This is a genomic window from Thalassospira sp. UBA4513 (genome assembly GCF_002388495.1).
GTDB classification, from domain to species: domain Bacteria; phylum Pseudomonadota; class Alphaproteobacteria; order Rhodospirillales; family Thalassospiraceae; genus Thalassospira; species Thalassospira tepidiphila.
Map to the genome: position 1 here is coordinate 60,958 of NZ_DGMR01000035.1, position 17,562 is coordinate 78,519.

19 protein-coding genes are annotated in these 17,562 nt (G+C 55.4%); 9 read left to right on the forward strand and 10 right to left on the reverse strand.

What is annotated here, in order from left to right; all coding sequences use genetic code 11:
• Positions 1 to 31 precede the first annotated feature (31 nt).
• On the reverse strand, positions 32 to 709 hold the full coding sequence (locus B2T33_RS14335; protein WP_008889719.1) for a D-lyxose/D-mannose family sugar isomerase: 678 nt from the start codon (positions 707 to 709) through the stop codon (positions 32 to 34).
• 236 nt (positions 710 to 945) lie between these two features.
• On the opposite strand from B2T33_RS14335, the gene B2T33_RS14340 reads away from it, so the two are divergent.
• Genes B2T33_RS14340 through B2T33_RS14350 form a run of 3 tightly spaced genes read left to right on the forward strand, consistent with a single transcriptional unit; the run spans position 946 to position 3,365 of the window.
• Positions 946 to 1,680, forward strand: coding sequence for an SIMPL domain-containing protein (locus B2T33_RS14340; RefSeq protein ID WP_120225862.1), 735 nt, complete (start codon positions 946 to 948; stop codon positions 1,678 to 1,680).
• Positions 1,681 to 1,728: 48 nt separating this feature from the next.
• Positions 1,729 to 2,472: an rRNA large subunit pseudouridine synthase E gene (locus tag B2T33_RS14345; RefSeq protein ID WP_286792389.1), complete on the forward strand. Its 744-nt coding sequence runs from the start codon at positions 1,729 to 1,731 to the stop codon at positions 2,470 to 2,472.
• Positions 2,473 to 2,477: 5 nt separating this feature from the next.
• Positions 2,478 to 3,365, forward strand: coding sequence for a 23S rRNA (adenine(2030)-N(6))-methyltransferase RlmJ (locus B2T33_RS14350; RefSeq protein WP_286792391.1), 888 nt, complete (start codon positions 2,478 to 2,480; stop codon positions 3,363 to 3,365).
• A gap of 79 nt (positions 3,366 to 3,444) precedes the next feature.
• Here B2T33_RS14350 and B2T33_RS14355 read toward each other — a convergent pair whose 3' ends face one another.
• Both B2T33_RS14355 and B2T33_RS14360 read right to left on the reverse strand, forming a co-directional pair.
• Positions 3,445 to 4,149, reverse strand: coding sequence for a ChrR family anti-sigma-E factor (locus B2T33_RS14355; RefSeq protein ID WP_064781240.1), 705 nt, complete (start codon positions 4,147 to 4,149; stop codon positions 3,445 to 3,447).
• Positions 4,146 to 4,736: a sigma-70 family RNA polymerase sigma factor gene (locus B2T33_RS14360; RefSeq protein ID WP_063089255.1), complete on the reverse strand. Its 591-nt coding sequence runs from the start codon at positions 4,734 to 4,736 to the stop codon at positions 4,146 to 4,148. The genes B2T33_RS14355 and B2T33_RS14360 overlap by 4 nt, the downstream gene beginning before the upstream one ends.
• A 224-nt stretch (positions 4,737 to 4,960) precedes the next feature.
• Here B2T33_RS14360 and B2T33_RS14365 point away from each other — a divergent pair, with 224 nt between their 5' ends.
• From B2T33_RS14365 to B2T33_RS14385, 5 genes are all read left to right on the forward strand, one after another.
• A complete protein-coding gene (locus tag B2T33_RS14365) occupies positions 4,961 to 6,304 on the forward strand; it encodes an NAD(P)/FAD-dependent oxidoreductase (RefSeq protein WP_286792392.1) in 1,344 nt (447 codons plus the stop codon).
• Positions 6,301 to 7,134 carry a DUF1365 domain-containing protein gene (locus tag B2T33_RS14370; protein WP_286792393.1) on the forward strand — a complete coding sequence of 278 codons (834 nt, stop codon included), beginning with the start codon at positions 6,301 to 6,303 and terminating at the stop codon, positions 7,132 to 7,134. The genes B2T33_RS14365 and B2T33_RS14370 overlap by 4 nt, the downstream gene beginning before the upstream one ends.
• A gap of 5 nt (positions 7,135 to 7,139) precedes the next feature.
• Positions 7,140 to 8,417 carry an SAM-dependent methyltransferase gene (locus tag B2T33_RS14375; protein ID WP_286792394.1) on the forward strand — a complete coding sequence of 426 codons (1,278 nt, stop codon included), beginning with the start codon at positions 7,140 to 7,142 and terminating at the stop codon, positions 8,415 to 8,417.
• Positions 8,404 to 9,744: an MFS transporter gene (locus B2T33_RS14380; RefSeq protein WP_286792395.1), complete on the forward strand. Its 1,341-nt coding sequence runs from the start codon at positions 8,404 to 8,406 to the stop codon at positions 9,742 to 9,744. The genes B2T33_RS14375 and B2T33_RS14380 overlap by 14 nt, the downstream gene beginning before the upstream one ends.
• An 87-nt stretch (positions 9,745 to 9,831) precedes the next feature.
• Complete coding sequence (locus B2T33_RS14385) at positions 9,832 to 10,323, forward strand: DUF3833 domain-containing protein (protein WP_286792396.1); 492 nt, start codon at positions 9,832 to 9,834, stop codon at positions 10,321 to 10,323.
• Here B2T33_RS14385 and B2T33_RS14390 read toward each other — a convergent pair.
• The 3 genes from B2T33_RS14390 to B2T33_RS14400 are packed head-to-tail and all read right to left on the reverse strand — an operon-like array spanning position 10,286 to position 12,299.
• On the reverse strand, positions 10,286 to 10,732 hold the full coding sequence (locus B2T33_RS14390) for a nuclear transport factor 2 family protein (protein ID WP_286792397.1): 447 nt from the start codon (positions 10,730 to 10,732) through the stop codon (positions 10,286 to 10,288). The genes B2T33_RS14385 and B2T33_RS14390 overlap by 38 nt on opposite strands.
• 2 nt (positions 10,733 to 10,734) lie before the next feature.
• The gene (locus tag B2T33_RS14395) at positions 10,735 to 11,496 is read right to left on the reverse strand and encodes an SDR family NAD(P)-dependent oxidoreductase (RefSeq protein WP_286792398.1); all 762 of its coding nucleotides are present in this window, start codon (positions 11,494 to 11,496) and stop codon (positions 10,735 to 10,737) included.
• Complete coding sequence (locus tag B2T33_RS14400) at positions 11,493 to 12,299, reverse strand: DUF6134 family protein (RefSeq protein ID WP_286792399.1); 807 nt, start codon at positions 12,297 to 12,299, stop codon at positions 11,493 to 11,495. The genes B2T33_RS14395 and B2T33_RS14400 overlap by 4 nt, the downstream gene beginning before the upstream one ends.
• A gap of 152 nt (positions 12,300 to 12,451) precedes the next feature.
• Between B2T33_RS14400 and B2T33_RS14405 the strand changes: the two genes are divergently transcribed.
• The gene (locus B2T33_RS14405) at positions 12,452 to 13,240 is read left to right on the forward strand and encodes an RluA family pseudouridine synthase (protein WP_286792400.1); all 789 of its coding nucleotides are present in this window, start codon (positions 12,452 to 12,454) and stop codon (positions 13,238 to 13,240) included.
• Here B2T33_RS14405 and B2T33_RS14410 read toward each other — a convergent pair.
• The 4 genes from B2T33_RS14410 to odhB all read right to left on the reverse strand — a co-directional run bounded on the left by B2T33_RS14410 (position 13,187) and on the right by odhB (position 17,511).
• Positions 13,187 to 14,113 carry an AEC family transporter gene (locus tag B2T33_RS14410; RefSeq protein ID WP_286792401.1) on the reverse strand — a complete coding sequence of 309 codons (927 nt, stop codon included), beginning with the start codon at positions 14,111 to 14,113 and terminating at the stop codon, positions 13,187 to 13,189. The two genes, B2T33_RS14405 and B2T33_RS14410, sit on opposite strands and share 54 nt — an antisense overlap.
• A gap of 56 nt (positions 14,114 to 14,169) precedes the next feature.
• Positions 14,170 to 14,616: a methylglyoxal synthase gene (locus B2T33_RS14415; RefSeq protein ID WP_064781304.1), complete on the reverse strand. Its 447-nt coding sequence runs from the start codon at positions 14,614 to 14,616 to the stop codon at positions 14,170 to 14,172.
• Between the two features lie 189 nt (positions 14,617 to 14,805).
• Entirely contained in the window at positions 14,806 to 16,212 is a 1,407-nt protein-coding gene (gene lpdA, locus B2T33_RS14420; protein ID WP_064781232.1) for a dihydrolipoyl dehydrogenase, read from the reverse strand.
• A gap of 24 nt (positions 16,213 to 16,236) precedes the next feature.
• A complete protein-coding gene (odhB, locus tag B2T33_RS14425; RefSeq protein WP_063089369.1) occupies positions 16,237 to 17,511 on the reverse strand; it encodes a 2-oxoglutarate dehydrogenase complex dihydrolipoyllysine-residue succinyltransferase in 1,275 nt (424 codons plus the stop codon).
• Positions 17,512 to 17,562 lie beyond the last annotated feature (51 nt).

Here is a 17,562-nt window from a genome sequence, read left to right on the forward strand (position 1 = left end):
GGCTTTCTTATATCCGGGTATTTGCAGTCGCTTAGCTGCTTGGCAGTTCGTTCCACAGCGGGTGGATCGGTGCGACGTCTTCTTCGATCTTGGTAAAGCGCGCATCGCAATCAAAGAAGTAGTTATCGGTCAGATCGTCATTGACCTGCGACACTTCACCGACGATCACCGGACCTTTGCCCTCTTCGCCATAGAAGCGGTGGATCAGCGTACGTGGCAGGGTCACACTTTGACCCGGTTCCAGAACAACCTTGCCACCCGCGGGCAGGATATTGAGTTTGCCGTCAGTGCGGACACGGACTTCGTTTTCGCGGTCCATCTGGCCGTCTTCGGTCAGGTTGCACAGCTCGATCACAAGATTGCCGCCACCACGCACGATGATGTCTTCCATTTTGACCTTGTGGTAATGCCACGGGCATTCCTGGTTTTCGCCAACGATCATGATTTTTTCGGCATAGGGCACTTCACCCGGCTGGCGCAGGATACCGTTGCGCAGGCAAAACAGGATCAGGCCGCGCTTTTCAAAATTGCCTTCGCCGTAATCGGTGACATCCCAGCCCATCTGATGGTTTCGGCACCATTTTGCCAGATCAGGTTCGGCTTCCCATTGTGCCGGGCTGTAATGCGCCCATTCCGGCAGTTTGAATGCAATGGATGCATAAAGTTCCTTGGCATGCTCGATACAGGCATTGATTTCAGAACGCAGCATGGTTGACCTCTTGTGGCATTTGGCATGATTGATTGGGCCGGGTTTTACCACGCCCGAATGGTGAATGCGATAGTTTTTGAATGCATTCAAAGCATTTCGATTTCAGAGTGCGGGTATTGGCGGTTCGCATCACAAGTTGCCCCGCAATCGCCGTTTTTCAGCGCAATACAATGAAAATCATACAGTGTGATATCATGTTTGCGATATCGCCCGAAACCGGACAGGGGAACTGCATCATGTCGCAATCATCGGGATTTGCCAAAGTTGTCGCGGCAATCGTTGTCGCCGGAGGGCTGGCCGCATCGGGCTGGCTGGTCGGGACCGGCATTGAAAACATGCGTGCACTTGATCGCTATGTCACGGTCAAGGGACTGGCCGAACGCGATGTAAAGGCCGACAAGGCCGTCTGGCCGATTACCTATGTCGCGACTGATGATGTGCTGCAAAATGCACAAGCCAAGATTGATGCCGATACCAACACATTGTTTGAATTTCTTGCCAGCCACGGCATCGGTCGCGAAGCGACCGAGCTGCAAAACCTTCAGGTAACCGATCAACTTGCCCAGTCCTATCGGTCGGGGCCGATTGAAAGCCGCTATATCGTCAATCAGACCATCCAGGTCCGCACCGATGATGTTGATGCGGTGGTTGCCGCGTCACAGGATATCGGTAAATTGTTGCAGGGTGGTGTTGTTCTGGGCGGGCAGGGCTATAACCCGGGGCCGAGTTATCTGTTCACCGGTCTTAATGACATCAAACCGGAAATGATCGCGGCTGCCACCGCCAACGCCCGCGAAGCAGCCCAGCAATTTGCCGCGGATTCCGGTGGTGAGCTGGGCGGTATACGCCGTGCGACACAGGGCCTGTTTCAGATACTGGCCGCCGATGGCGCACCCAACATGATGGAAGCCAACCAGATCAACAAGACCGTGCGCGTGGTCACCACCATGGAATATCTCATCCGCGATTAGGGGCTGAACTGAGTTGACAGCCTCGTCAAAGCTGGTTTTATGCGCGCCATGGCGCAACTGATCCTGTTTAACAAACCCTATGGTGTTTTGACCCAGTTCACCGACCGTGAAAACGGTCGGGCGACCTTGGCCGACTATATCGATTTGCCGGGCGTTTATGCCGCCGGCAGGCTTGATCGCGATAGCGAGGGTTTGTTGCTTCTGACCGATAACGGGCCGCTGAACGCCCAGATCGCCCATCCGAAATTCAAGAAACCCAAAACCTATCTGGTGCAGGTCGATGGCGAACCAACTGACGCCGCACTTGATGCCCTGCGCCGCGGAGTAGAGCTTAAAGACAGTATGACCTTGCCCGCCAAGGCCCGGCGGATTGATGAACCGGCCGGGCTTTGGGAACGTGATCCGCCGGTGCGCTATCGCAAGGCGATCCCGACAAGCTGGATCGAACTGACCATTACCGAGGGCAAGAACCGCCAGGTACGTCGCATGACCGCCGCCGTCGGTTTTCCGACCTTGCGCCTGATCCGGCATGCCATCGGGGACTGGACGTTGGATGGTCTCGCACCCGGCGAATGGAAGGTGATCGAGGTCGATGCACCGCCTGCCACCCATCGCAGGCTATCGCCCGGATCGGCCAAACCGCCGCGCCGTAATCAGTTGCCCGATATTACCAATGCGCCCAATGCCGACGACAAAGCCAATATCGCGCGCGAAGGCGCAAAGGCGGGCAAAGGTCAACGCAAGGGCGGGTATAAACCTGCACGCCACCGTTCGCGCCCGAAGAAAGGATAGCCGCCATGCTGAGTTACCTGCACGGCTTTCATGCCGGGAATTTTGCCGACATGCACAAGCATGCCGCCCTTTGGCTGGTCCTTGAACATTTGCGCAAAAAGAAAAAGCCGTTCTGTGTGATCGATACCCATGCCGGATCGGGCTGGTATGATCTTGGCAGTGAACAGGCCGCCAAAACCGGCGAGTGGAAAGACGGTTATGCCCGCGCCAAGGACGGTGCCAATGCACCCGAAATGCTGCAGCAATTCTTAAACTATGTCGCCGCGTTTGATCCGGTGGCCAGGGGCCGTGATTATGGGGTACGCGAAGGCGATGATTACCAAGGTCCGTTTTACCCGGGATCACCGTTTATCATCCGCGATATGCTGCGCGACGAAGATGAACTGGTCCTGATGGAACTTCATACGCGTGAACATGAAATGCTTCATCACCGGGTCAAGCGTGATGCGCGCATTCATCTGCACAAACGCGATGGCTATGAGGGTGTTGTTGCCATGATGCCGCCCGCCATCCGCCGCGGACTGGTTCTGATGGATCCAAGCTATGATGTGAAGCAGGATTATCAAAAGGCCGCCAATGCAATTCGCGAAGCCTGGGAAAAATGGCCAACGGCGACTTTCATGCTGTGGTACCCGATCCTGTTGGATGGGTTTGATGCCGACCTTCGCAAATCGTTTGCTGCAATCAAGGCATCGGGTGGCGTTCTATGTGCCGAACTTGCCACTGATCAGGGTGGTGCCAAGGGCCGCATGCGCGGTACGGGCCTTCTGGTCATCAATCCGCCGTGGCAGTTTGATCAGCAACTTGGCGATATCGGAAACTGGCTTGCGAAAACCTGCAAACTGCCGGGACCGGCAAACCATCAGATGCGCTGGCTGGTGCCCGCCGCATAGACCCGCTGCAAAGAAAAGAGGCCCCGAAGGCATGATGCCAGCGGGGCCTCGATGCGTTGGGACGCATTGGTAACAGGTATCAGATGCCAAAGAACGGCTGCAGCAATTTCGGCAGCAAACGATTGAACTTCATCGGTGCATCGGTTGCGATCAAACAGATGCATTCCTCGGCGGTGTCGGCAATCGGTTGATGATCGACATCATCATCAAGGTCTGCCACATCACCGGCCCGGAACCGACCGATCTCGTCGATGTAGGATCCTTTGATCAACAGGGTCATTTCATGACCATGGTGCCCGTGATCGGGGATCGAAACACCCGGGGCGATCTTCATCAGGCGCACGGTGCCCTTGCTTTCGATGGATTTCAGCTGGAAATGCTTCACACCCGGTGCAAGCGATTTCCACGGAATATCATCAAGCGACGTCACATCGTCGGGCAGCAAATCGGCAAGCGGCCTTGGCAGGGCGCTCATGGCACTGCCGGTAATGCTTTCACCGACCGCAACACGACGCAATGACGGCAATTCTTGCGCAACGATGTTTTCGTTCGCTGTTTCACGTTCAAGCATCGCCATAACGTGATCAAGCGAATGATCCGCCATCGACATGCTGTTCGTGGTTTCAAGCGCGGCACCGCCCATGGTTTCGTACCCACTGACCTTGTCCCGGCAATGCGGGCACACGGTCATGTGGGTTGCCACCAGAAGCTCCATCGCTTGCGACAGCGAACCACTGGCATATTCCATCAATGTCTGATCGGTTGGATGATGCTTAATGTTCATGCGACACCTTCCAGTCCGCCACGCAACTTGCCAAGCGCAAGCCGCAAACGGGACTTCACAGTTCCCAGCGGGATATCAAGACGCTCGGCAATTTCACTGTGTGAGCAATCTTCGAAAAACGACAATTCAACAACTACCTTTTGGTCGGCGGGTAATTCTTCCATTGCGGCTTTGACAAGGACGGCCTCCTGGTCACGATTGACTACGTCATCTGCCAGCGGATCTTCGTCGACAATCAAAGTCGGATCGGAATCATCTACCTCGATATGTTTGCGTTGCCGGAACCGGTCAATCCGAAGGTTCCTGGCGATGGTAAAAATCCAAGTACTGGCGGCTGCCTTCGCAGGATCAAACAGGTGCGCTTTGCGCCAAACCTGCATCATTGCTTCCTGTGCCATTTCCTCGGCGGTCTCGGGATTACCGCCAAACCGGAACATGTAAGCTTTCACGCGCGGGGCAAAATGCGCAAACAATCGCGCAAATGCTTCCCGGTCGCGTGTCGCTGCGACGGAAACAATCCAATCGGCACATCTTTTCGCTTCGACCGGATCAGCTGGCCCGGTGCGTCGTGGTGTGGTGCCGCTCATTTTTGTTTCAGGTCCCTGTTGGGGCCGCGCCAGAATTGTGTTCATCATTCAATTCCTACGTCGGCCACGTTCATTCGGATCAAATAAAAATGTATGTTTCCTACCAGACACTTACAATCAGTTCAGGCAAACAAATCCAAAATAATCCGAGTGATCCGCGAATTACAGATCCGCGTACTCATATAAATAATGTCACACAGTAACAGTAAGCGGGCCGCGCCGATATGAACATTGTCACCCCGGGAAAACTCAATATCGCCGTTGTCGGGTCTGGGATATCTGGCTTGTCTGCTGCCTGGCTGCTGAGCCAGTCACACAACGTGACGCTTTATGAAAAGGATGATCGCGCAGGCGGTCATTCCAACACGGTTGATGCCGGGCAAACCCCGGTCGATACCGGTTTCATTGTCTATAACACCCGCTGCTATCCCAACCTGTGTGCGCTGTTTGATCATCTGGGCGTTGAAACAACCCCGACAGACATGTCATTTGCGGCCTCAATGGATGAGGGCGGTCTGGAATATGGTGGTGGTGATCTTTCGGCCCTGTTTGCCCAGAAACGCAACCTGTTCCGCCCGCGCTTCTGGAAGATGGTGCGCGATATCCTGCGGTTCTATCGCGAGGCCCCGGCGGCCCTTGAAGATGGCACGGCTGAGCATATCAGCCTTGGCGATTACCTGCGCGACAATGGCTATTCCAAATCCTTTATTAATGACCATCTGCTTCCGATGGGGGCAGCCATCTGGTCAACACCGGTCGATACCATGATGGCCTATCCGCTGGCGGCGTTCGTGCGGTTCTGTCAGAACCACGGGCTTCTGCAGATCAAGGATCGTCCTCAATGGCGCACCGTGGTTGGCGGATCACGTGAATATGTGAAACGCATGACGGCACAGATCTCTGGCGGTGTGGTTCTTGACCGCGCCATTGCCAAGGTTGGCAAGACCGCCTCTAGTGGAGCGTTTGTCGAGGACCGCTATGGCAAGCGTGAAGAATATGACCACGTCGTTCTGGCCTGCCATGGTGATCAGGCGCTGGCATTGCAGGAAACACCCGACCCGCGCACTGCCGAACTGCTTTCGGCGTTCAAATACGAGCGCAATCTGGCGATCCTGCACAATGACGCCAGCCTGATGCCAAAGACCGAGAAGGTCTGGTCAAGCTGGAACTATCTGGCCGAAGATCATGATGGTGAACAGAAAGTCTGCGTGACCTACTGGATGAACCGTCTGCAGCATCTTGATCCGGAGCAGCCGCTTTTCGTGACCTTGAATCCGCCGCGCCATCCGGCAGAGGGCAGTGTGATCAGGTCCTTCCTGTATGATCATCCGCTGTTTGATGCGGGCGCAATGGCAGCACAAAAGCAACTCTGGTCGATCCAGGGGGTGGATAACATCTGGTACTGCGGCAGTTACTTTGGCTATGGCTTCCACGAAGATGGCATTCAATCGGGCCTTGCGGTGGCCGAGGCTCTTGGCAATGTGCGACGCCCGTGGAATGTCGAAAATGAAAGCGGCCGTATCCATGTTGGCGAAACAGCCCGTTCGCAATCAAGCGAGGCTGCATGACACGTCCTGTTGCGACAAAACCGGCATCGGCCCTGTTTGAAGGGGTGGTCACGCATCATCGTTTGCGTCCAAAAAAGCACAAGCTGCGCTATCGGGTGTTTTCCTTTTTGCTTGATCTCGACGAGATTGATGGCCTTGCCGCCAAGCTGAAACTGTTCAGTCGCAATCGCTTTAACCTGTTTTCATTCCATGACCGCGATCACGCCGACGGGGGCGCCTCCGATTTGCGCATCCGGTTGGAGGCAATTCTGAGTGATCATGCGCTTGGTGATTGCGCGGAAAATATCCGGTTATTGTGCTATCCGCGCTTGCTCGGTTTTGTGTTCAATCCGCTCTCGGTTTATTTCTGCCATCGTGCTGACGGATCGGTGGGCGCGGTTCTGTATGAGGTCTCGAACACCTTCGGGGATCGGCACAGTTACCTGATCCCGGTCAGCGAAGGCGCACTTGATGACAAGAACGTGCTGCGCCAGTCCTGTGCGAAGGGTTTTTACGTCTCACCCTTTATCGACATGGTCGCGGACTATCATTTCCGCATTCGTATGCCCGATGAAAATGTCGCGGTTGCCATTCGCGAAACCGACGCAAAAGGTCTGTTTTTGAATGCTGCCTTTGTTGGTGATCGAACCGAACTTTCCGACCGTAAACTTTTAGGAGCGTTCATTCGATACCCGCTGATGACCCTGAAGGTCGTGGCAGGTATCCACTGGGAGGCGCTCCATCTTTGGCGCAAGGGTATGACATTCCATAAACGACCAGCACCGCCAGAGCAGCCTGTAACCTATGTGCTGGAAGCCGGGACAGCAGCGGCCCAATCAGGGAAGAGATAAAAACAATGCCAAACCGCAATCGTAATGCATCCGTTTCCGCCTTTTCACTGCGTGACCGCATTCTGCCGATGCTTGGCAGCATGACCGGCAGCCGCAGCCTTCTAAAGGCGATGCTCAAGCGCGTTCTGGCGCATCTACATTACGGTCGTTTGACCATTGTTTTGCCCGATGACGACACCCTGCATTTTTCCGGCGAACATGAAACCAATCTGCGCGCGGCTATCCATATCCATGACTGGCAGGCGATCCGCAAACTGGCCACGGGCGGGGATGTTGCCTTTGCCGAGGCCTATATGGACGGCAGTTGGAGCAGCCCTGATCTGACACATCTGATGCACTTTGCCATGCACAATGAAACGATCGTGCGGGCCCGTCTGGCCGCAGGATTTCTGGCACGTACGGTGGCGCGGATCGGACATCTGCGCAACGCCAATACCCTTGAGGGATCAAAGCGCAACATCGCCTATCACTATGACCTCGGCAATGATTTCTATCGCGCCTGGCTTGACCCCAGCATGACCTATTCATCGGGCCTGTATAGCTCGCCCGACATGACCCTGGATGCGGCGCAATCTGCAAAATACGAACGTATTTGCGAACTTGCCGACCTGAAATCAGGAGAAGATGTGCTGGAAGTCGGATGCGGCTGGGGCGGCTTTGCCGAACTTGCAGCCGGCAAGTATCGTTGCAATGTCACCGGTCTGACCCTGTCCAATGAACAGCATGCTTTTGCACGTGAACGCCTTTTGATGCAGGGACTTAGCGACCGAACCGATATCGTTCTGCGCGATTATCGCCATGAAGAAGGCCAGTACGACAAGATCGTCTCAATCGAAATGTTCGAGGCCGTGGGTGAAGAACACTGGCCAACCTATTTCGAGATGATCCGCAAACGCCTGAAACCGGGTGGCAAGGCCGTTCTGCAGATCATCACGATTGATGATGACCGGTTTGAAACCTATCGCCGCGGGGCGGATTTCATTCAACGTTACATCTTCCCGGGCGGCATGTTGCCATCGCCAACCGCGCTGTCGGCGGCCGTCAATGCCGCCGGGCTTGAACTGCGTCATTCGGAATTTTTCGGCAAATCCTATGCCCGCACACTGGCCGAATGGCAGCGCAGCTTCCAGCATGCCTGGGATGGCATTGCCAAGCAGGGATTTGATCTGCGTTTCAAACGCATGTGGGAATACTACCTTGCCTACTGCGAAACCGGATTTGACCAGGGCTCCATCGATGTCGGGCTGTTCGTGATCGAACATCGCGAAAATGCGGCAGGCTGAATACCCCACCCGTATTTCGGTTCTCTATGCGCTTCCGGCGATGGCAGCAGCCGTGCCGACCATCCCGGCCTATGTGTTGTTGCCAAGCTATTATGGCGATGACCTTGGCCTTGGGTTGGCGATCACGGGTGTTGTTTTGTTGCTGGTCCGGATGATCGATATGCTGACCGACCCCGTGGTTGGTTGGCTTTCCGACAAGACCGGCAATCGCAAAATCTGGACCGGTGCCGGGGCGGTGATTGCCGGTATCGGGCTTTGGTATCTATTCAGTCCGCCATCCCAACCGAGCGCGATATATCTCCTCATCTGGGCAAGTGTGCTGTTTCTGGGCTGGACGATGTTTCAGGTGCCCTATCTTGCCTGGGGGGCGGACCTTTCGGGCGATTATAAAAAACGCACAACGCTTACCGCACTCCGTGAAGGGGCGGGCTTGATCGGGATTGTATTGGCCGGGGCCATTCCGGTACTGATCAATGCGCCGGATCGCGCAGCCGAAATTCAAACCCTTGCCACCGTGACACTGACACTGGGGGCTGTATTTGTCGCCCTTCTGGTCTGGAAGGTGCCCGATCCGGTTGCGCAACATAAACGCACAAGCCCAGCGAGCTTTGGCAGAGGAAATCTTTGGGCCATGTTGCGCCTTGGCGCCCGAAGCCTGCGTGACAATGGTCTTTTCATGCGCCTGCTTGCGGCGTGGATGATCAATGGTCTGGCGGCCGGATTGCCAGCCGTGTGTTTTCCATTGTTTGTGCGCTATTACCTCGAACTTGATCAGGACAGCGAAAATATCCTGATCCTGCTTTATTTCGCCGCGGCGATCATTGCCATTCCACTTTGGGTTGTGATGGCCGGCCGCATTGGCAAGCACCGCGTCTGGTGTTTTGCCATGGTGATGGCGATTGTCGCCTTCGCCTTTGTGCCGATCCTTGATGCCGGCGATTTTGCTGCCTTTGCGGTCATATGCCTTGTTACCGGGGCGGCACTGGGCGCGGATCTGGCTTTGCCACCCGCCATTCAGGCAGATGTCGATGACTGGGATCGTTACCGGTTTGGCGTGCGACGCACCGGCCTTTTATTTGCCCTTTGGAACATGACCAACAAGCTTGCCATGGCGCTTGCCGCCGGGATTGCCTTCCCGATATTGGGGGCATTTGGCCTGACCGACGGCGGAGACGAAAAAACTGGCGCATTGGTTGTGCTGGTTTTGATCTATGCGGTGATCCCCATCGTATTGAAAGCAGGAGCAATCGGGATGATGTGGCGCTTTCCGTTGGACAGCACGCATCAGGTTGCCATTCGTCGGCGCCTTTCACGCCGCAATGATTGATCTTGGGATTGTCAGGACAGGAGAAAATCGATGCTGCGGAACTTCATGGCGCTGTGTGTTTTGGTACTATTAGCCGGATGTGGGTCAATGAAACCGCAGGATTTTGCGCAAAAAGAACCCCGCTTCGACGTGTTTGACTATTTCGAAGGCGACAGCCGGGCTTGGGGAATTTTCGAAGATCGTTTCGGAACCCTGCGTCGTCAGTTCACCGTCGAAATAACGGGAACCGTTGAGGATGGTGTTCTGACACTTGAAGAAGACTTTATCTATGACGACGGCGAAACAGACCGCCGTGTCTGGACGATCAGCAAAACCGACGAACACAGCTATGAAGGGCTTGCGGACGACATCGTTGGCAAGGCGATTGGCAGTCAGTACGGCAATGCGCTGAACTGGTCTTATGATATGGATCTTAAGGTCGGTGATGGTGCCTGGCGGGTGACGTTCGACGACTGGATGTTCCTGCAGCCAGATGGGGTTCTGGTTAACCGGGCAAGGGTTAAGAAATGGGGCTTTGAGATCGGCGAAGTAACGCTGTTTTTCACAAAGACCCAACGCGTCGCGCAAGCCGCTGAATAAACCATTGCAGTACGGGGATTTTGGCATAGAAGTTCTGGCCGGAATCCCAATGGTCAAAATGCGATGCCAGGCGCGTGCCATCTTCGTTAAACGTCACCTCTGACATGCCGGTAAATTCCCAGTTGCCGATCACCTTTACCCGTGCACTAAAGCGCCAGCGTAAAAATCCGCGATCCTGATCGATCGCACGGTGGGTAACGATAAAGCGCGGATGATCCGCATCGGTAAACGCCTTGGCCAGATAGGCACAAACATCGTCAGGACCCCTGACGGTCGTGAACGGGTCGCAAAAGACGAAATCGTCCGTCACCAGTTCCTTTAACTGATCAACAGTCTCAAGCGACAGTTTCTCGTAATAGTCTGCGTAAGTTGCCAGCAACTGGTGCTTGGCGTCGGTGATGTCGTTCATGATCAGAGCAGCTTACGCATCAGTTTGAAGAAAATCGGATACGGCAGAATTTGCGTCAGCTTCAATTGCCGCACAAATGGGGGCGGGAAGGCAATCTCGAATTTGTCACTGCCGCAAAGCCCGCGATAGATGTAATCAGCAGCCTGTTCCGGTTCGAGCAGATAGGGCATTTCAAAATCGTTCTTGTCGGTCAGCCGCGTTTTAACAAACCCCGGATTGATCACGCGCAGCAAAACGCCGCTGCCGCTTAGTTCGGTATGCAGGGATTCACACAGATTGATCAGGGCGGCTTTTGTCGGGCCATAGGCCGCGGCATTGGGCAGGCCGCGGTAACCTGCCACCGATGCCATGACGGCAATCTCGCCAGATTTGCGTGCGCGCATCTTGTTCAAAAGCGGCTCCAGACAATTGACGATGCCCATGTAATTGGTATCGACGTGACTGCGGATGGTGGCGGCCGAAAACGCACTCAGCTTCATCGGGGAATAAATACCAGCCGCCAAAACAACCAGGTCAGGCAGGCCAAATTGCTTTTCAACCTTGGAAATCGCACCATTCACCGCATTTGTATCGGTAATATCGACCGGAACCGGGGTTAAACCCGGCATTTCTGCCGCAAGTTCATCGAGTTTGTCGGAATTTCGGGCCGAAATGATGATTTTTTGCGCGGAGGATGTCGGGTTTTCATGGAGTTTGCGTGCCAATGCGGCACCAATCCCTGAAGACGCCCCGATAATCCAGATGGTCTGGAACTGCTTTTTCATTCCTCATCCTTTTGCGCGGTTTGCGTCGCGCAATTCATGCAACGATATGTGATCTGCGATCCGTCGCGTGCCGCGAAGGCAAGACCGACCCAACGGCCGTCGGCATCATACCATGCGGTGGTTTCAAGTTCGCCGTCATAGGTGAAACGGGTGGCGCGTAACGTGCCGTTGGTTGTTTGCAGCGTTTCCGGCTCGTTTGCGCTGATATCGACCGCGTTTGACTTGCCGGTAATGGTATTAAGAACCGCTTTGCTGCCCAAGACACCGCAATGCCAGTGATCGGTCGGGAAAATCCCGTTTGGCAATGCCTGATCACCCTCCGGGCCACTGACGACGAGTGTGCCCTGCGCATCAGGTTTGGCGACCACCTTGGTCTTGTCACCATCATCATCTACCCGCACCGAAAGGGCCGCCAGGCGGTCACCTTGCCAAAGGCTTTCGGATCGATAGTCAAAGCTATAGGCATTAAACCCCAAAAAGCTGATATCGATATTGCTTTGGGCAACCACCTGCAGGCCGTCACGCCCCTGATTGAACTGAACAACATGGCTCCCGACCGGGGCGTCATTGCGCCGGATTTGAAAGCGAAGCTCATTGCCATAGCGCTCGATCGCATCAAATTTGCGGCACGTTTCCGGGCCATCGAACGCCTCGGAAAGGCGCGCTTGCTCAACGGGTGTGGCGTCGGGCTGCGTTGATGATTGCGGGTCGGCCGCAAAGGCATTGGAAGACAGCGCGATACCGCCCGCGACGGCGCAGGCGCCAAACAGCGATTTGACCGGATATGCCATAGATGTCTTCATGATTGGTACCAAAGCCAGGTTGAAAAACTAATACTCCCTTCTTGTTACGCACTGGCGTGATCTGCGGATCAAACGTCATGATCATTGCCCGCAAAGGTCTGATGGGGTAAGCAGGGGCTCACGGGCCAAGACCCGAAATGAAAGGCCACGCCATGCCCCATCCGATTGCAGACGACCTGATCGCGCATGTTCTGCACCGCGACTCCAACATCATTGTTCTGAACAAGCCGCCCGGGCTGGCTTCGCATGGTGGGCCGAAAACCTATTTTCATGTTGATGCCTATCTGCCGGATCTGAAATTCGGCATTCAGCCTGAACCGACACTTGCACACCGTCTGGACCGTGATACGGCGGGCTGTCTGTTGCTGTGCCGTCATCCAAAATCGTCAAAAAAGATCACCCGCCTGTTTACCGAAAAGAAAATCGGCAAGTCCTATTGGGCGGTGGTCCGCGGTGCGATGGAAGAGGATCACGGCTTCATTGATGCGCCGATTGGCAAGATCAATGATGAAAGCGGCTGGACGATGCTGGTGCATGAAGATGGTCAGCCGTCAAAAACCGAGTATACCGTGCTGGGCCGTGGCAAGGATGCCGATGGCAAGGACATCACCTGGCTGGAACTTGTCCCGCATACCGGGCGGACCCATCAGTTGCGTGTGCATCTTGATCATGTCGGGCACCCGGTGATCGGTGATCCGTTTTATGGCCGTGGCGATGAACCGCCGGTCTTTGGTGCGCCGCCGACCCTGATGCTGCTATCGCGCCAGATCATCGTTCCGTTCCATGCCGACCGTGACCCGGTGATTGTCGATGCCCCGCCGCCAGAATTGATGCGCGCAGGCCTCGAAGCATGCGGTTACGATGGCGAGTACGCCGCGCATGCAAGTTCAATTGATGCTCAATATACCGGCGATGACAGCGACGCTGAAGGCGGAGAGTAACGTCTCCAGCGTGATGATCGATGCCATTGCCTCCGGGTCGCCATTGAGTTGGCGCGCCAGGATATAGGCATTGCCCGCACACGGCATGCCGGCATAAAGAACCCCCATCGCCAGAACCATGCCATCGACACCGGCAAGATACAGGCAGACGCCGGTAATAACCGGCAAAACCGCAAGCTTGATGGTGGTGGCAAGGGCAATCGCGCCCACGGCCTTTTTATCCATGACAAAGCGTAAACCCGCACCGACCGAAAGCAGGCTGAGCGGCAGGGCGGCTGTCTTGAACAGGGCGGCGGTATTTTCAATTGGCAACGGAACGTGAATATTACTCACATTCAGGATGGCGCCGGCCCCGGCGGCAATAATGATCGGGTTTTTCAGAACGCCTGCGATGATCCGCTTAAGGTTGCTTTTGCCACTGCTAAAGGCGCTGAGTACCACAACACCCAGCATGTTGGTGGCGATCACCATCACCGCAACAAAGATGATGGCAAGCGCCAATCCCTCTGCCCCGTAAAGCGCATCGGCGACCGCCAGCAGGACATAACTGTTGTAACGCACCGAGCCCTGAAAGATGGATGTGAAAAGCGGCGTGTCATGCGTGATCACCGGACGCAGCAAAAGCAGGGCAGCTGAAAGGCCAAGTGTCGCAGCAAGTGTGACACCGACGGCGGTGCCAGCATGGCCGCTGGAGAAATCGGCGCGATAAATCTCGACGATCAGAAGCGATGGCAGCAACAGGTAATAGGTCAGCCGATCAATCCCGGCCCAGATGTCGGCGGTTTTGATCAGGAAATGCTTTAAGGCCGCACCAACCAGAATGGCGGCAAAGATCGGAAAGATCGCGGCGATGACATCATAGGCGAGCTGCATGGCGGGTGGGGCGCTCCGGCGCAGAAAACGTCTTGTTGGGCCGTTTGGAGTGGCGGCTAAACCTTGCGGTTGCTGTAATCGGCAAAGACCTGTTCGGGGGAATGGTTGCGATATTGTTCGCAGATTTCCTCGAACCTCGGATTGCTGATTAAAAGGTCCGCCGTGCTTTGATTGCACGCAATCGGCACTTCATACATGTTGGCCAGCCGGATCAGGGCGCGGACATCGACATCGTGGGGTTGGGGTGTCATTGGGTCGGTAAAAAAGAACATGGCTTGTAATTCGCCGTGCGCAATCATCGAACCCAATTGCTGATCGCCGCCAAACGGGCCGCTTTTAAGCGGATGGACATCCAGTTCAGTAAACCGTTCCTGCAATACGCGACCGGTGGTGCCGGTGGCAAAGATGCGCATGTTGGCGAATACATCCTTGTGTTTTTCCAGCCAGTCAGCCATTTCGCGTTTGCGACGGTCGTGGGCAACAACGCCAACAGACAGCACCATTTTCATTCTCCGGGCCAGTAAACAGGTTTTGTCATACTAATCCCCAAAGACCCCCAGCGTCACCTGCCAAAAGTCTGACAATTCCACAAACTTCATAAAATGTAGGCACTTAGGCGTTTCTGGTGGCCAAAACAAAACGGCCGCCCCAAGTGAATGGGACGGCCGTTTGCAGATCAGAGAACTGATCAATTACATGTGGATTGCACGTTTGTCCGCGTCCAGCGCTGCTTCCTTGACGGACTCGCCAAGGGCAGGGTGGGCGTGGCAGGTGCGCGCGATGTCTTCGGCAGAAGCGCCGTATTCCATCGCCAGAACCACTTCGGCAATCAAATCGCCCGCCGCCGGGCCGACAATATGCGCGCCGACAACACGGTGCGTTTTCTTGTCTTCGATGATTTTGACAAAGCCCTCGGTGCTTTCCATTGCCTTGGCGCGACCGTTTGCGGTGAAGGGGAATTTGCCGACTTTGTAGTCTGCGCCTTCTTCCTTCAGCTGCTCTTCGGTTTTGCCAACAGCGGCAACTTCCGGCCAGGTGTAAACAACACCCGGGACCTTGCCGTAATCGACATGGCCTTCTTCGCCCGCCAACATTTCTGCCAGGGCAACGCCGTCTTCCTCAGCCTTGTGGGCCAGCATCGGACCGACGATGGTATCGCCAATCGCAAAGATGCCGCCAACATTGGTCTGGAAATGCTCGTCGGTTTTGACACGACCACGATCGTCGAGTTCAACACCGACAGCGTCCAGGCCAAGGCCCTTGGTGTACGGACGGCGACCAATCGCCACCAGAACCACATCGGCTTTGAGTTCTTCTGCATCGCCGCCCTTGGACGGTTCAACAGTCAGGGTCACGCCAGACTTGGTTGTCTTGGCACCGGTAACCTTGTGGCCGAGTTTGAATTCAAGACCCTGCTTGGCAAAGATGCGCTGGGTCTGTTTGACCAGCTCGCCATCCATGCCCGGCAGAATGCGGTCAAGATATTCAACAACGGTGACTTCGGCACCCAGACGACGCCAGACGGAACCCAGTTCCAGACCGATCACGCCCGCACCGATGACAACCATCTTTTTCGGCACTTTCGGAAGAACCAGTGCGCCGGTCGAGGAGACGATTTTTTCTTCGTCAATTTCAACACCCGGCAGCGGGGTGACTTCCGAACCCGTCGCGATGACGATGTTCTTGGCATTCAGGGTTTCTTCGCCGCCATCCAGAAGGGCAACCTTGACCGAGGTCGGCGAGGTGATTTCACCGGCACCTTTGACATAGGTAACCTTGTTCTTCTTGAACAGGAACTCGATGCCTTTGACATTGCTGTCAACGACCTTGTCCTTGCGGGCCATCATCTTTTCGATGTTGACCTTCGGCTTGGAGACTTCGATGCCGTGGGTATCGAAATGCTCGGTCGCTTCTTCGAACAGGTGCGAGGAATGCAGCAGGGCCTTGGACGGAATGCAGCCTACATTGAGGCAGGTACCGCCAAGTGCGCCGCGTTTTTCAACGCAGGCGACTTTAAGGCCAAGCTGTGCGGCGCGGATGGCGCAAACATAACCGCCAGGACCGCCACCGATCACGACAACGTCGTAGTTCTCACTCATGAGTTCTTTGATCCTTTTGTCTGATCAGATATCGAGCAGGATGCGTTCCGGGTTCTCGATGCATTCCTTAACGCGTACCAGGAAGGAAACGGCTTCGCGGCCGTCAATGATACGGTGGTCATAGGAAAGGGCGAGATACATCATCGGACGAATTTCGACTTTACCGTCGATTGCGACCGGACGCATCTGGGTCTTGTGCATGCCAAGAATACCGGACTGCGGCGCGTTCAGGATCGGGGATGACAGAAGGGAACCGAAGACACCACCGTTGGAGATGGTGAAGGAACCACCGGTCATTTCATCCATGCCCAGTTTGCCGTCACGTGCACGCTTGCCGAAATCGACAATGGTGCTTTCCAGATCCGCAAAGGTTTTTTCCTCTGCCGAACGGATGACCGGAACAACCAGACCCTGCGGGGTACCAACGGCAACGCCGATATCGCAGTAGTTTTTATAGATGAAGCTGTTGCCATCGATCTCGGCATTGACAGCCGGCCATTCTTTGAGCGCCGTGGTGCAGGCTTTGATGAAGAAGGACATGAAGCCAAGCTTCACACCGTGTTTCTTCTCGAAACCGTCTTTGTACTTGTTACGGCAAGCCAGAAGGTTGGTCATGTCCACTTCGTTATAAGTGGTCAGCATGGCCGCGGTGTTCTGGGCTTCTTTCAGGCGGCGCGCAATGGTCTGGCGCAGCTTGGACATTTTGACACGCTCTTCACCGTCACGCAGTTCACGTTCCGGTTTCGGTGCTGCCGGGGCGCTCGGAGCCGGGGCAGCAGCGCGCGAAGCAGATCCGCCGCCTTCGAGGAAGTTCAGAACGTCGCCCTTGGTCAGGCGGCCGTCTTTGCCCGTTGCCGGGATTTTGGACGGATCAAGGTTCTTGTCTTCGACCAGTTTGCGAACGGCCGGTGCCAGCGGATGGTCGCTGTTTGACGCGGTCGTTTCTGCCGGTGCAGCAGCCGGGGCTGCTTTCGGCTCTTCTTTCTTGGCCGGAGCTTCTTCCTTTTTCGCGGCCGGGGCTTCTTCCTTGGCCGGTTCATCAGAAGCAGCGGCGCCTTCGGCACCTTCGTTGATGTGCGCGATCAGCGCGCCAACTTCAACTTCGTCGCCTTCACCAACGACCAGCTCGGCAATTGCGCCAGCAACCGGGGAGTTGACTTCGACGGTGACCTTGTCGGTCTCAAGTTCGACAATTGGTTCATCGGCTGCAACAGCGTCACCGACTTTTTTGTACCATTTTGCCACCGTGGCTTCAGATACAGACTCGCCCAGTGCGGGAACTTTAACTTCAGTCGCCATTTTTTCCTCGACCGTTTTTTCAATCAGGCAGTGTGGGTCTGCCAGCATACG